A 13,754-nucleotide genomic window follows, 5' to 3' on the forward strand; every position below is an offset into this window, starting at 1 on the left:
TTTCGGTCGGTGACTTAACCCAGGTTCTTCGCAAAGAACTCGGCGGTGCGGCTATCGGCGAGCCTGGCCGATTCATCCGAGCGGCGCTTGCCGAAGGTGTCGGCGAAGCCGTGATCCTCGCCAGCATAATCCAACAGTGTCACCTTGGGGTGGTCGTCCAGCCCTTCGTGCATCGCCGCCTGTGCTTCGGGGCTGACGAAGTGATCGGCCTGGGGAATGTGCAGCAGCACCGGGCGGGCGATGCCGTGCTTCTCGCCGAGCAGATTGTCGATGCCGACGCCATAATAGCCGACGCTCGCATCGCTGTCGGTCCGCGTCGCGGTCATGAACGCCAGGCGGCCGCCCAGGCAGAAGCCGACCACGCCGACCTTGCCGCCTTCGCCCAGCTGCGCGCGGGCCGCCTTGATCGTCGCTTCGATGTCGCGGATGCCGGCGTCCTGGTTGAACTTGCCCATCAGCGCGAGTGCCTGCTGGAACTGCTCGGGAACGTCGGGATCGAGCTGGATACCGGGCTCGAGCCGCCAGAACAGGTCGGGCGCGAGGCTGAGATAGCCCTTGGCGGCCCAGTCGTCGCACTTCTGGCGGATGCCCGGGTTCACGCCGAAGATCTCCTGGATCACGATCACCGCCGCCTTGGGCGTGGCTTCGGGGCGGGCGACATAGGCCTGGAAGCTGCCGCTGCCGTCGATCGTATCGATGCTGATCATCTCGCTCACAATAAGGTCCTTCCGGAATAGCGCCGCTCATGATCGAGCAGCCAGGATTTGGTCTTGGGCCCGTCGCCGCCCGAATAATTGCCGAGCCTTCCACCCTGGGCGAGGATTCGGTGGCAGGGGACGATGATGGGGAAGGGATTGTTCGAGCAGATCTGGCCGATCGCCCGCGCGCTCGATCCGGTGATCCGCGCGAGCCCGCCATAGCTCAGCGTCTCGCCATAGCCGATGGCGATCATCGCCTCGCGCAGCTCTGTTCCACGTGAAGTGGGCAGCGGCTGGAGCGGGAGATCGAAGTCCTGGCGCGTGCCGGCGAACCACTGTTCGAGCTGCTCGATGGCGGCGCGGACCGCTGCGGCCTTGCCGGGCGCAGGCGAACCTTCGCCGATCCGGATCGAAACCAGCATGTCTTCGCCGCCTTCGACCCGCACGGGACCGATGGGCGTTGCGATCACACCATGGTCGCGCGCATACATGGGTTCGAACTAGCAGCCGCCATGTGGCGTGCGCAACGGAGATACCCATGAAGATCAACGTCGAGGTGGAGTGCACGCCCGAGGAAGCGCGGCGCGCGATGGGCCTGCCCGATCTGGCGCCGGTGCACGAGCGCTATATCGCGATGATGGTCGATGCGATCGACAAGCAGGGCAGCCCGGAAGCCTTCCAGAAGATGCTGCAGAGCTGGGCGCCGATGAGCGAGGCCGGCATGGGCTTCTGGCGAGCGATGTTCGACGCCGGGAGCAAGACCGACAAATAATGGATACGATCTACGCGGTATCGAGCGGCGCTCCGCCCGCCGCCATCGCGGTGCTGCGCGTGAGCGGTCCACAGGCGTTCGAGGTGGTGCGGGACTTTGCCGGCGATCTGCCCGAGCCGCGCCGGGCCGCGGTGCGGGCATTGCACGATCCCGCCGATGGCGCGCTGCTCGATCGGGCGCTGGTCCTCTGCTTCCCGGGTCCGCGCAGCGCAACGGGCGAGGATCTTGCTGAGTTCCATCTCCATGGCGGCCGGGCGGTGGTCCGCGCAGTCGAGGCGGCGCTCGCTGCCCGGCCGGGGCTCCGGTCGGCCGAGCCGGGCGAGTTCACCCGGCGCGCGCTTCAGCATGGCCGGATCGACCTGAGCGAGGCGGAAGGGCTGGGCGACCTGCTGATGGCGGAGACCGAGACGCAGCGCCGGTCCGCGATCCGGTCGGCCGAAGGCGCGGTGCGCCGCGCAGTCGAAGGCTGGACGGATCGGCTGCTCGGGCTGGCTGCCCGGGTCGAGGCCGAGCTCGATCATAGCGACGAGGACGATGTCGCGGACGCCGCGCTGCTGCCCGCGATCCGGTCGGGCGCGGCTTCCTTGGCGGCGGATATCGAGGCGGTGGCGGACCGGCCGCCGGTCGAGCGGCTGCGAGACGGGATCCGCGTGGTGCTCGCCGGGCCGCCCAATGCCGGCAAGTCGTCGCTGCTCAACGCGATGGCCGGGCGCGATGCGGCGATCGTTTCGCCGATCTCCGGGACGACACGCGACCGGATCGAGGCGCCGGTGGTACGCGGCGGGATCGCCTGGTTGCTGATCGACACGGCGGGATTGGCCGAATTGCCGGGCGACGAGATCGAGGCGATCGGTATCGCCCGGGCGCAGGCGGCGCTGGCCGAGGCGGACATTCTGCTGTGGTTGGGCGACGAGACGCCGCCAGCGCATGCGCATCTTCTCTGGCTCAATCCGCGTGCCGATCTTCCGGAACGCATGTCGGTAGAGGGGCGAATATCGCTATCATCGCACACGGGCGAAGGGCTGGATGCGCTGTGGGAGGCGATGGCTGGGCTCGCACGCGACCTGCTTCCGCCGCCCGATCTGATGGCGCTGAATGGCCGGCAGCGGGGGCTGTGCCAGTCGGCTGCGGCCGCGCTGCAGGCGATTTCCCATGAAAGCGATCTGCTGCTGATCGCCGAGCAACTGCGCAGCGCGATGCGGGCGTTCGATGCGATCACCGGGCGGGCAGGGGTCGAGGCGATGCTTGATGCGTTGTTCGGGCGTTTCTGCATAGGCAAGTAGATGTTCCACGTGGAACGGTTTTGACGGCGGGCCCGCGATTCTGTAGCGCGCGGGCAATGGATTTCGATGTCATCGTCATCGGCGGCGGGCACGCCGGCACCGAAGCGGCTGCCGCTTCGGCCCGCCGGGGCGCGCGTACGGCCTTGCTCAGCTTCGACCTGACGAAGCTGGGAGCGATGTCGTGCAACCCGGCGATCGGTGGGTTGGGCAAGGGCCATCTGGTCCGCGAGGTCGACGCGTTCGACGGGCTGATGGGCCGCGCGACCGATGCCGCGGGCATCCATTACCGCATGCTCAACCGCTCCAAGGGCACTGCGGTCCAGGGGCCGCGCGTCCAGGCAGACCGGGTGCGCTATGCCGCGGCGATCCAGAAGCTGCTCGCGGAGCAGCCCGATCTACATCTCGTTGCCGGCGAGGCGGAGGCGCTGGAGCTGGACGGCGGCGCGGTCGCCGGCGTCCGCCTGCCCGACGGCAGCCTGCTCAAATGCCGTGCCGTTGTGCTTGCCACAGGAACCTTCCTCGGCGGCCGTATCTTCCGCGGCGAGGAGCGCGAGACCGGTGGCCGGGTAGGCGAGGGCTCCGCGATCCGGCTGGCAGAGCAGCTGCGCGAGCTGAACCTCCCGATGGCCCGGCTCAAGACCGGTACGCCGCCGCGCCTCGACGGCCGCACGATCGACTGGGCGCGGATCGAGGAGCAGCCCTCGGATGCCGAGCCCTGGACCATGTCGCCGCTTACCGCGGGTCGGGTTCTTCCCCAGCTTCATTGCGGCGTCACGCGGACTACCCATGCGACGCATGACGCGATCCGCTCGGGGCTCGACCGCTCGCCGTTGTTCACCGGGGCGATCGATGCGCAGGGGCCGCGCTACTGTCCGTCGATCGAGGACAAGATCCACCGCTTTGGCGATCGGGACGGGCACCAGATCTTCCTCGAGCCCGAGGGGCTCGACACCCACCTGATCTATCCGAACGGCATGTCGACCTCGCTGCCGGTCGATGTGCAGGTGGCGATGGTCAATTCGATCCCGGGGCTCGAGCGGGCGGCGATCGTCACGCCGGGCTATGCAGTCGAGTATGACCATATCGATCCGCGTGCGCTCGATGCGACGCTCGGCTTGCCGGCGATCCCGGGCGTGTGGTGCGCCGGGCAGATCAACGGCACCACCGGCTATGAGGAAGCGGCGGGGCAGGGGCTGGTCGCCGGGCTCAATGCCGCCGCTTATGCTCGGGGTCTTGTCCCGCTGATCCTCGACCGTGCGACCTCCTATCTCGGCGTGATGGTCGATGATCTGGTTCTGCAGGGCGTCACCGAGCCCTATCGTATGCTCACTGCCCGGGCCGAGTTCCGCCTCCGCCTGCGCGCCGACAATGCCGGGACGCGGCTTGGCCCGATCGCCGCCGAGCTGGGCTGCCTTGGTGCCGAGCGGCTGGCCTGGCTGCAGGCACGCGCGGAGGGCAGGGCCAAGCTGGATGAAGCCTTTGCCGTCGTCCGTACCGCGTCGGCGCTCGGCGCACGGGGCGCGCCGGTCGCCCAGGACGGTGCCAAGCGCCCGGCGCGCGAATGGCTGCGCTTCCCGGGGATCGAGCTCGATCATCTCGACGTGCATCCCGAGGCAGACCCGGCCCTGCTCGCCGAGTATGTCGAGGATGCGCGCTACGCGCCCTATCTCGAGCGGCAGGAGGCGGAGGTTGCGCAGATGCGCAGCAATGATGCCGTGAAGCTGCCCGCAGACATGGACTTCGCCGCGATCGCCGGCCTCTCCAACGAGATGGTCGAGAAGCTCGGCGCCTCGCGTCCCGAGACGATCGGGGCAGCGGCGCGTATCCGCGGCATCACCCCGGCGGCGCTGTCTGCCATCCTCCTGCACGCACGGCGGCGCGCGGCATGACCGAAGACGAGGCACGCGACTGGATCCGTGCACATTTCAATGTTTCACGTGAAACGCAGCTACAGCGCTTTGGCGAGATCCTGCGCGAGGAATCGACCCGGCAGAACCTGATCTCGGCGGCGAGCTTCGATGAACTCTGGACCCGACACTTCGTCGATTCGGCCCAGCTGATCCCGCTTGCCGAGGAAGCGGGGGAGGGTGCCTGGGTCGATGTCGGCACTGGCGCGGGCATGCCAGGCCTGGTCGTGGCGCTGCTGATCGATCGCCCGGTGGTGATGGTCGAGCCGCGGATCCGGCGTGTCGAGTTCCTGCGCGGGGCGGTCGAGGCGCTTGGCATCTCTGGGCGCGCCAGCGTCATCCACGGGAAGATCGAAAGCTATCAACCCAGGGCGAAGGCCGCGGTGGTTTCGGCGCGCGCCGTCGCCGCGCTGCCCGATCTGTTCAAATCCACGGCACATTGCACAGACTCGTCCACAATCTGGTTGCTCCCAAAGGGGCGAAGCGTGCAATCGGAGGTGGATGCGGCGCGCACGAAATGGCAGGGTGCGTTTCACGTGGAACCCAGCATCACATCGCCTGAATCGGGTATCGTGGTCGCGCGAAAGGTACGCCCCAGATGATCTGCATCGCTATCGCCAACCAGAAGGGTGGGGTGGGCAAGACCACCACGGCGATCAATGTCGGCACCGCGCTCGCCGCGACCGGCCAGCGCGTGCTGCTGATCGATTTCGATCCGCAGGGCAACGCCTCGACTGGGCTCGGCATCGGCCGGGCCGAGCGCGAGCATTCGACCTACGACCTGCTGGTCAGCGACGCGAACCTCGAGGATGTCGCAGTGCCGACCAAGGTGCCGGGGCTCGACATCATCCCGGCGACGCAGGACCTGTCGGGCGCCGAGATCGAGCTGATCGAGTTCGACGCGCGCACCCACCGGCTCGACAGCGCGATTGCCCGCCATCATGCCCAGCGCTGGGACGTGATCCTGATCGATTGCCCGCCCTCGCTCGGCTTGCTGACGGTCAACGCGATGGTCGCGGCGCACGCGCTGCTCGTGCCGCTCCAGTGCGAATTCTTCGCGCTCGAGGGCCTTGGCCAGCTGCTCAACACGGTCGAGCGCATCCGTGGCCGGTTCAACCCGGGCCTGTCGATCCTCGGCGTGGTGTTGACCATGTACGATCGCCGCAATCGGCTGACCGACCAGGTTTCGGACGATGTCCGCGCCGTGCTTGGCCGGGTGGTGTTCGACACGGTGATCCCGCGCAACGTCCGCCTTTCCGAAGCGCCGAGCCACGGGCTGCCGGCGCTGATCTACGATCATCGTTGCCCGGGTTCCGAGGCCTATATCGCGCTCGCTCGCGAAGTGATCGATCGCCTGCCCAAGCTCAAGAAGGCCGCATGACCGAACCCACCCGCAAGCCTCGTCCCGGCCTTGGCCGCGGGCTCTCCTCGCTGCTTGGCGACGCCGTTCCCGAAGCGCCGGTCTCGGGCACGCCCGACATGGCTTCGGGCCTGCGGATGCTGCCGGTCAGTTCGCTGGTGCCGCACCCCGACCAGCCGCGCCGCCATTTCGACGAGGAGGCGCTCGAGGAGCTGGCCCAGTCGCTCAAGCAGCGCGGGCTGATCCAGCCGATCGTCGTCCGCCCGACCGGCCATAACTATCAGATCGTTGCCGGCGAGCGCCGCTGGCGCGCGGCGCAGCGCGCCCGGCTGCACGAGGTCCCGGTCATCGTCCGCGACTTCAACGAAGCCGAGACGATGGAAATCGCGCTGGTCGAGAATATCCAGCGCCAGGACCTCAACGCGATCGAAGAGGCCGAGGCCTATGCGCGGCTGATCCGCGAGTTCGGGCATAGCCAGGAAGCGCTGGGCAAGCTCGTCCACAAATCGCGCAGCCACATCGCCAACCTGCTCCGCCTGCTCGACCTGCCCGAGGGCGTGCGCAACATGGTGGTGGTCGGCGAGATCGACATGGGCCATGCCCGCGCGCTGATCGGTGCACCCGAGGCGGAAAGGCTTGCCCGCGAAGTCGCGACCAAGGGCCTGTCGGTCCGCGAGACCGAGAAGCTGGCGCGGCACGCCAAGCCGAACAGCAAGCGCAAGCCGGACCCCAAGATCCGTGATGCGGATATCATGGCGCTTGAAAGCCAGCTCGGCGACGTGCTCGGTCTCAACGTGAAGATCGCGCACAGCGCCAAGGGCGGCACGCTGACGCTGTCCTATTCGACGCTCGACCAACTCGACATGGTCTGCCAGCGGCTGAGCGGCGAGCGGATCTGAGCGTTTCGGCCGAAATGGCGCCGGCGGAGGCTTTTGAAGCCCTTGCCGCAGCGCTCCAGGGGCTCCCGATCGGTCATATCTGGCGCGGCTATGGTTCGGCCCTGTTCCTCGAGCTGGGTACCGTATCCGAAGTGCCTCGCGGTACGCGGGACGGGGAGACCTGGCTGCTGGGACAGGTCACGCTGGGCATCGAATGGAGCTGGCGTATAGAGGATGCGACCGCCATCCGTTGCGGCAGCTGGAGCGACGAGGCGCTGTGGGAGCCCGTGTTCGCGCAGCTTCGCGGCGCACGGATCGCGCAATGCGCGTTGTTTGGCGCACTTCCGGAAGTGGCGCTTACAACCGATACGGGTATGCGGTTACTTTCCTTCTCGACGACCGATGGCCAGCCGCGTTGGCAACTGGTCGATCGTCGCAAGGAGGGCGCGGATCGCTGGTTCAGCGTTCGGGACGGCAAGCTGCATCTCGGCGACGGCAGCGAGCTGCCTGACTGAAGCTGGGGGCCTGCATATAGCAGTTCCCCGGCGAAAGCCGGGGCCTAGAGTCACAGGCGATGGGGCAGAGAAATCCTGGGTCCGGCTTTCGCCGGGGAGCAAGGTTGTATCAGCCTTTTGCCCGCGCCGCCTGCCGCGCGATCGTCACGGCTTCGGCTTCCGCCAGCACTTCCCCGGCGCTGCCCGAATGCATCAGCGCGCGTTCGGCTTCGCGGACGCGGTCGATCGCGCGGGCGAGCTGGGTGCCGTTCCAGCGGCGCAGCGCGCGGCCGGTCGCGGCTTTCTCGCGGAAGAAAACGCGATGCTTCTCAAGTACTTCGTCGAGGTCGCCGCCGCGATCCAGGTCGATGCGCATCTCGGCCATGCCCTGCAGCCGCCGGGCGAGCTGGCGCATCAGCGGCACGCCGATGCCTTCGCCCAGCCGGGCGAGCTCGATTCCGATATCGCCGACCCGTCCATCGACCACCGCAGTGATCGCGTCGCTCAGGTCCGAATCGCCGAGGTCTGCACCGATCGCGTCCAAGGCGGCGCTGTCGGCATCCCTGGGGCGGTCCGGCGCTGCGTCGAGATAGAGCGCCAGCTTCTCGATCTCGCGGGCCAGGATGGCCCTGTCGCCGGCGGTGGCGGCGGCGAGGCGCTGGGGGACGTCGCCCATCAGGCGCAGGCCATGCTCGCGGGCGACATTGGAGGCGAGACGGGTCGCATCGACGCCTTCGGGCACGTAACAGGCATGGGCCCAGGCGTTCTGCGCGGCGATCACCGACTTGACCAGCTTGCCGCTGGCCTTGAGCCCCGGGCCGATCGCCACGACCGGGTTTCCGGCGGTCTGTGCGGTAAGCAGCAGCCCGATCGCCTCGGCAGCACCTTCCTCGACGCCCAGCACCCGTACGAAGCGCGTGCCGCCGAACAGCGAGAGCGAGGCGGCCTCGTCGGCGAGCCGGCCAGGCTGTTCGCGCAGGGCCTTCATGTCGAGGTCGACGCGCTCGGCCTCGGGGCCCAGCGCCTTGCCGAGCCGCGATGCGAGGTCGGCGGCGCCGGCCTCGTCGGGGCCGTGGAACAAATAGAGCCGCGTGTCGGGGTTGAGCTTGTCGATCGCGGCGCGAATCTGCGTCGCGTTGGCCTTCACTGGCCGCCCGCGGGCGCGGTCTGCGCGTAGCGGGCGACGCGCGCGACGATCTGGTCGGCGACGATGCCCGAAAGCCGCTCGAGCGCGCTCTTCTCTGCCGCGATCGTGGCATATTCGCTGCCGACCACGTCGATGCCGGCGTCGGAGCCGGCGGTGGCGTCGAGCACGACATTGCCGTTGCTCAGGTCGACCAGCTGGTAGCGCGCGCGCAGCGTCCGGCGTTCGCGCGAGACCGAATCGTCGCGGCGCACGCCGAGGCCGCTGATCTGGTCGTCGAGCTTCACCTCGAGCCGGTAGCGGGCAGGGGCGTCGTTATGGTCGAGCCGGTCCTTGAGCGCATTGGCGACCAGCCAGCCCGACTGGCCCTGGATCGGCGCGACCTCGACCGCGGAGAGGGTGGAGCGCACCGCGCCATCGGGGCCGCCGCCATAGAGCGGGCGAAGGCCACAGCCGGACAGGGCCAGGCCCGCGGCGACGAGGAGCGCTACCCGCTTCATGCGACGATGTTCACCAGACGATCGGGCACGACGATCACCTTCCTGGGTTGCTTGCCTTCGAGCGACCGAACGATCTTCTCGCTGGCAAGTGCCGCAGCCTCGACAACATCCTTGGCCGCGCCCTTCGGCATTAGCAGCGTATCGCGCAGCTTGCCATTGACCTGGACGGCGATCGTCACTTCGTCATCGACGAGCAGCGCCGGATCCACGGCGGGCCATTCGGCATCGGCGATCAGGCCGGAATTGCCCCAATCGGCCCAGGCCTGCTCGGCGATGTGCGGGACCATCGGGGCGACGATGCGGGCGAGGGTACGGATCGCCTCGGTGCGCGAGGCGGAAGGCTGGGCTTTCTCGATCGCGCCGACCAGTTCGTAGAGCTTGGCAACCGACTTGTTGAAGGTCAGCGCCTCGACATCCTCGGCCACGCCGGCGATGGTGCGGTGCAGGCGCTTGTCGAGGTCCTTGTCCTCGCCGGTGCCGGCTTCGTCCTCGGTGACGCTGTGGAACAGGCGCCAGAGACGGTTCACGAAGCGCCAGGCGCCCTCGATGCCGTTCTCGCTCCATTCCAGGTCGCGCTCGGGCGGGCTGTCGGAAAGCATGAACCAGCGCACCGCATCGGCGCCATACTGGTCGACGATCGGCTCGGGATCGACGGTGTTCTTCTTCGACTTGGACATCTTCTCGATGCGGCCGATCTCGATCGGCTCGCCCGAGGCGAGTTCCACTGCGCCGGCGCTGTCCTTGCGGATCTCCTGGGGAGAGAGCCAGCGGCCGTCGAGCGACTTGTAGGTCTCGTGCGTCACCATGCCCTGGGTGAACAGGCCGGCGAACGGCTCCGCCACGTCGAGCTTGCCGATATGGCGCAGGGCCCGGGTGAAGAAGCGGGCATAGAGCAGGTGCAGGATCGCATGCTCGACGCCGCCGATATATTGCCCCACCGGCAGCCACTGCTCGGCAATCGCCTTGTCGAACGGCCTGTCCTGGGGCTGGCTGGCGAAGCGAATGAAATACCAGGAGGAATCGACGAAGGTGTCGAGCGTGTCGGTCTCGCGCCGCGCGGGTGCGCCGCATTTCGGGCAGTCGACATGCTTCCAGGTCGGATGGCGATCGAGCGGGTTGCCGGGGATGTCGAACGACACGTCCTCGGGCAGCACGATCGGCAGCGTTTCACGCGGGGCAGGGACCACGCCGCAGCTCTCGCAATGGATGATCGGGATCGGCGTGCCCCAATAGCGCTGGCGGCTGACGCCCCAGTCGCGCAGGCGCCACACCGTCTGGCCCTTGCCCCAGCCGCCATCCTCGGCGCGCTGGATGACCGCGCGCTTGGCGTCGGCGACATCCATGCCGTCGAGGAAGTGCGAGTTCACCAGCGTGCCCGGGCCGGTATAGACCTCGGTATCGTGGAATGCGGACTCGGTCTTGTCGCCTTCGGAGACGACGCGGCGGATCGGCAATTTGTACCTGGTGGCGAACTCGAAGTCGCGCTGGTCGTGCGCCGGCACGCCGAACACGGCGCCGGTGCCATAGTCCATCAGCACGAAATTGGCGATGTAGACCGGAACTTGCCAAGCCGAATCAAAGGGATGCGTGGCGGTGAGGCCGGTGTCGAAGCCCAGCTTCTCCTGCGTCTCCAGCTCGGCAGCGGTGGTGCCGCCCTGCTTGCACAGCTCGATGAACGCCTGGACGTCCGGATTACCCTCGGCCAGCTTCTGCGCGATCGGATGGTCGGCCGCGATCGCGACGAAGCTCGCGCCGAAGATCGTGTCCGGCCGCGTGGTGTAGACGGTGAGCTGCTCGCCGTCGGACAGGGTCCAGTGGAACTCGAGGCCCTCGGACTTGCCGATCCAGTTCTCCTGCATCAGCTTGACCTTGTCGGGCCAGTGCTCGAGGCCCTGGACGCCGGTCAGCAGGTCGTCTGCGAACTGCGTGATCTTGAGGAACCACTGGCTCAGCTTGCGCCGCTCCACGAGCGCGCCAGAGCGCCAGCCGCGCCCGTCGATCACCTGCTCATTGGCGAGCACGGTCATGTCGACCGGGTCCCAGTTGACCGCCGATTCCTTGCGATAGACCAGGCCGTTCTCGAAGAAATCGAGGAAGATCGCCTGCTCGTGCCCGTAATATTCGGGCTCGCAGGTGGCGACTTCGCGGGTCCAGTCGAGCGCGAAGCCAAGGCGCTTCAGCTGCGCCTTCATCGTCGCGATATTGGCGCGGGTCCACGAACCCGGATGGACCTTCTTCTCCATCGCGGCATTCTCGGCCGGCATGCCGAATGCGTCCCAGCCCATCGGGTGGAGCACTTCCATGCCCTTCATCCGCCGGAAACGGGCGAGCACGTCGCCCATCGTGTAGTTGCGGACATGGCCCATATGGATGCGCCCCGAAGGATAGGGGAACATCTCGAGGACATAGGACTTGGGCTTGGACGAATCGTCACGCGCGGCGAAGGTGCGGTTCTCTTCCCACACCTTCTGCCACGCGGCGTCCGCCTTCAACGGGTTGAAGCGAGACAAGTCAGTTCCTGCTGTTTTAGTCGCGGTGCCGGCCCGCTCCCCCACCCGGCCTCCCATAGAATACTGCCGTTGGGAGGCCGGGTGGGGGAGCGGGCCGGTGCCGCCCGAATTAATCAGTGGCGACCGCAGCGCGACGCAGGTCGCGGGCGCGGGTGAGGATGATGTCCTCGAGCTTCTGCACCGTCGCGGCCTGGACCGGGGCGGCGACCCAGGCGCCGTTGCGGTTGACTTCGCGCAGCGCGGCGACGCGCAGCGCATCGGCGCGGAGATCCTGGTCGAGGATCGTCACGGTCACCTTCATCCGCTCGGTCTGGACGTTCGGGTTCACATACCAGTCGGTCACGATCACGCCGCCGTTGGAGTCCGTCTGGAGCAGCGGCATGAAGCTCAGCGTGTCGAGGCTGGCGCGCCACAGATAGGAATTCACGCCGATCGTGGTCACCTTCGAAGCGGCGAGATCGGCTTCGGGGCGCTTGTTGTGACCGCCGCACGCGGTGATCGAGAGAGCGAGCGACCCAAGGATCGCGGTGCGCAACAGGCGGTTCATCGTCACATTCCTACCAGGCGGGAAAAGTCGGGGAGCATCTATAGTGGCGCATGTGGCGGGAGCAAGGCGGGAAGCCATGGCCCGAGTCGCACGTTTGAAACACTTCTGGTGAAAGGGCCCGCAATCGGATTCTGTGGGTCTGATGCAACACTGGCACGAAATTTATGCCACCGGTGGAACGCATCTTCGGAATCGTGGTACGACAAATTATCTAGGGGTGCATGAGAATGCGAGTCGGACGGACAAAGGCGGGAATTGGACTGGGGGCGCTCTGCGCTGCCGGCCTCCTGCTCGCGCCGGCGATTCAGGCGCAGACCAGCAAGGCTGACCGCGCCCTGGCCGCGAAGCGCAGCGCCGTCCCGGCGCGCGGCGGCATCGGCATCTTCACCCCGGCAGCAGCCGACCCCAAGCTCGCCGCGGTGCTCGCCCGCTCGGGCCTGCCCGAGGGCGCCTTCCGCTTCACCCCGGCCGAATCGCGCGGAAATGCCCGCGGCGTGACGGTCGCGGTCCGTGCCAGCTCGAGCCGCGCGCTGCGCAGCCGCGACGTGACCCGCGAGGTCGCCGCCGCGGCGACGCCGGTCAATCTGGCGCCGATCTCCTACAATCTCGGCGTCTCGGTCGGCTGGAAGCGTCTCGCCGTCTCGGGCGACGTGACCCGCGTCGAGCTGGTCGACCAGCCCGGCAGCCGCGAGCGCGCCGATATCGGCGTCAGCTATACCGGCAAGCGCCTGAGCGGCCGCCTGAGCGCCACTTCGGACCGTCCGCTGGGCAACACCCCGGTGCTGATCGGCGACAAGCCGAGCTATTCGATCGACGTCGGCGGCAGCTATTCGCTGACCCGCAACCTCGATGTGACCGCCGGCGTGCGCTATCGCAGCGAGGAAGATCGCCTGCCCAAGCTCAACGAGAGCCGCCGCGAGAGCCAGGCGGTCTATGTGGGCACCGCCTTCCGCTTCTGACGGCTGAGGCGTAGCTGACAATTCGGGTTTCCTGCTCCCCGGCGAAGGTCGGGGCCCAGTTGCAATGTCGTTCGTGAGTCTCCAGCGCCAACGATAGTTCGTCGAGACTGGACCCGGGCCTTCGCCGGGGATCAGCTGGGGACTGATCGCCTTTCAGGGCCTAGCCTTGGCCCAGGCATCGATCGCCGCCCAGCCGTGGATCGCGAACGGCCTGAGGCTCTTCGCCCTGCGCGCGTCCATCCCGCCGAGCGCAATCACCGGCACGTCGAGCCCGCGCACCAGCTGCCCGAAACGCAGCCGGCCCAGCGCCCGCGCGCCGGGATGCGAGCGGGTGGGGAAGACGGGGGAGACGAACAGGGCATCGGCACCCGCGCGGATCGCTGCCACCGCCTCGCCGCGGTCATGCGCCGGCGCGGTCTTGAGTCCACGGCCCCGCCGGCCATGCACGCCCGATTCGCCGCGCATCGGTTCGCTTCCGGCGCGGACCACCACCAGCCGGCGCCGTTTCGCCGCCCTGAGCACCCTGGCGAACAACGCGCGCCGCTCCGCCGGCGGCAGGCCATAATGACGGAACACCACGCCGCTTCCGCGCGGCAGGCGCGCGAGCGCATCCCATAGGCCGTCGCCCATGCGTTCGTCGGTCATCAGCCAAAGGCGCGGCAGGGGGTGGCGGCGGGGCATCGCCCTGCCTATAGCGCGCTC

Annotated in this window: 15 protein-coding genes; 8 read left to right on the top strand and 7 right to left on the bottom strand. The window is 67.9% G+C overall.

Features of this window, described 5'->3' with window-relative positions:
• Positions 1-14 precede the first annotated feature (14 nt).
• Both ACEN8G_RS19985 and ACEN8G_RS19990 read right to left on the bottom strand, forming a co-directional pair.
• A complete protein-coding gene (locus ACEN8G_RS19985) occupies positions 15-716 on the bottom strand; it encodes a dienelactone hydrolase family protein (protein WP_413413799.1) in 702 nt (233 codons plus the stop codon).
• Positions 713-1,120 (bottom strand): methylated-DNA--[protein]-cysteine S-methyltransferase, encoded by a 408-nt coding sequence (locus tag ACEN8G_RS19990; RefSeq protein ID WP_413413801.1) that lies wholly within the window; start codon positions 1,118-1,120, stop codon positions 713-715. The genes ACEN8G_RS19985 and ACEN8G_RS19990 overlap by 4 nt, the downstream gene beginning before the upstream one ends.
• Before the next feature lie 116 nt (positions 1,121-1,236).
• On the opposite strand from ACEN8G_RS19990, the gene ACEN8G_RS19995 reads away from it, so the two are divergent.
• From ACEN8G_RS19995 to ACEN8G_RS20025, 7 genes are read left to right on the top strand one after another with little or no spacing between them, the layout of a single operon-like run.
• Positions 1,237-1,470 (top strand): DUF6489 family protein, encoded by a 234-nt coding sequence (locus tag ACEN8G_RS19995; RefSeq protein WP_307116818.1) that lies wholly within the window; start codon positions 1,237-1,239, stop codon positions 1,468-1,470.
• Positions 1,470-2,753 (top strand): tRNA uridine-5-carboxymethylaminomethyl(34) synthesis GTPase MnmE, encoded by a 1,284-nt coding sequence (gene mnmE, locus ACEN8G_RS20000; RefSeq protein WP_413413802.1) that lies wholly within the window; start codon positions 1,470-1,472, stop codon positions 2,751-2,753. Before ACEN8G_RS19995 ends, mnmE begins: the two co-directional genes overlap by 1 nt.
• A 56-nt stretch (positions 2,754-2,809) precedes the next feature.
• A complete protein-coding gene (gene mnmG, locus ACEN8G_RS20005) occupies positions 2,810-4,642 on the top strand; it encodes a tRNA uridine-5-carboxymethylaminomethyl(34) synthesis enzyme MnmG (protein WP_413413803.1) in 1,833 nt (610 codons plus the stop codon).
• Entirely contained in the window at positions 4,639-5,262 is a 624-nt protein-coding gene (rsmG, locus tag ACEN8G_RS20010) for a 16S rRNA (guanine(527)-N(7))-methyltransferase RsmG (RefSeq protein ID WP_413413804.1), read from the top strand. The genes mnmG and rsmG overlap by 4 nt, the downstream gene beginning before the upstream one ends.
• Positions 5,259-6,041, top strand: coding sequence for a ParA family protein (locus tag ACEN8G_RS20015; RefSeq protein ID WP_413413805.1), 783 nt, complete (start codon positions 5,259-5,261; stop codon positions 6,039-6,041). The genes rsmG and ACEN8G_RS20015 overlap by 4 nt, the downstream gene beginning before the upstream one ends.
• The gene (locus ACEN8G_RS20020; protein WP_413413806.1) at positions 6,038-6,919 is read left to right on the top strand and encodes a ParB/RepB/Spo0J family partition protein; all 882 of its coding nucleotides are present in this window, start codon (positions 6,038-6,040) and stop codon (positions 6,917-6,919) included. Before ACEN8G_RS20015 ends, ACEN8G_RS20020 begins: the two co-directional genes overlap by 4 nt.
• Before the next feature lie 14 nt (positions 6,920-6,933).
• On the top strand, positions 6,934-7,413 hold the full coding sequence (locus ACEN8G_RS20025; RefSeq protein ID WP_413413808.1) for a hypothetical protein: 480 nt from the start codon (positions 6,934-6,936) through the stop codon (positions 7,411-7,413).
• 109 nt (positions 7,414-7,522) lie between these two features.
• Here ACEN8G_RS20025 and holA read toward each other — a convergent pair whose 3' ends face one another.
• From holA to ACEN8G_RS20045, 4 genes are all read right to left on the bottom strand, one after another.
• Positions 7,523-8,539, bottom strand: coding sequence for a DNA polymerase III subunit delta (holA, locus tag ACEN8G_RS20030; protein WP_413413810.1), 1,017 nt, complete (start codon positions 8,537-8,539; stop codon positions 7,523-7,525).
• Positions 8,536-9,036 (bottom strand): LPS assembly lipoprotein LptE, encoded by a 501-nt coding sequence (lptE, locus tag ACEN8G_RS20035; protein ID WP_413413811.1) that lies wholly within the window; start codon positions 9,034-9,036, stop codon positions 8,536-8,538. The genes holA and lptE overlap by 4 nt, the downstream gene beginning before the upstream one ends.
• On the bottom strand, positions 9,033-11,546 hold the full coding sequence (gene leuS / locus ACEN8G_RS20040; protein WP_413413813.1) for a leucine--tRNA ligase: 2,514 nt from the start codon (positions 11,544-11,546) through the stop codon (positions 9,033-9,035). The genes lptE and leuS overlap by 4 nt, the downstream gene beginning before the upstream one ends.
• A 109-nt stretch (positions 11,547-11,655) precedes the next feature.
• A complete protein-coding gene (locus tag ACEN8G_RS20045) occupies positions 11,656-12,093 on the bottom strand; it encodes a DUF3576 domain-containing protein (protein ID WP_307116828.1) in 438 nt (145 codons plus the stop codon).
• A gap of 227 nt (positions 12,094-12,320) precedes the next feature.
• Here ACEN8G_RS20045 and ACEN8G_RS20050 point away from each other — a divergent pair, with 227 nt between their 5' ends.
• The gene (locus ACEN8G_RS20050; protein WP_307116829.1) at positions 12,321-13,052 is read left to right on the top strand and encodes a hypothetical protein; all 732 of its coding nucleotides are present in this window, start codon (positions 12,321-12,323) and stop codon (positions 13,050-13,052) included.
• Positions 13,053-13,205: 153 nt separating this feature from the next.
• On the opposite strand, the gene ACEN8G_RS20055 is transcribed toward ACEN8G_RS20050, so the two are convergent.
• Entirely contained in the window at positions 13,206-13,697 is a 492-nt protein-coding gene (locus tag ACEN8G_RS20055) for a thiamine phosphate synthase (protein ID WP_413413815.1), read from the bottom strand.
• Between the last annotated feature and the right edge of the window lie 57 nt (positions 13,698-13,754).

This window comes from Sphingomonas sp. Sphisp66 (assembly GCF_047324325.1).
Taxonomy (GTDB): Bacteria; Pseudomonadota; Alphaproteobacteria; order Sphingomonadales; family Sphingomonadaceae; genus Sphingomonas.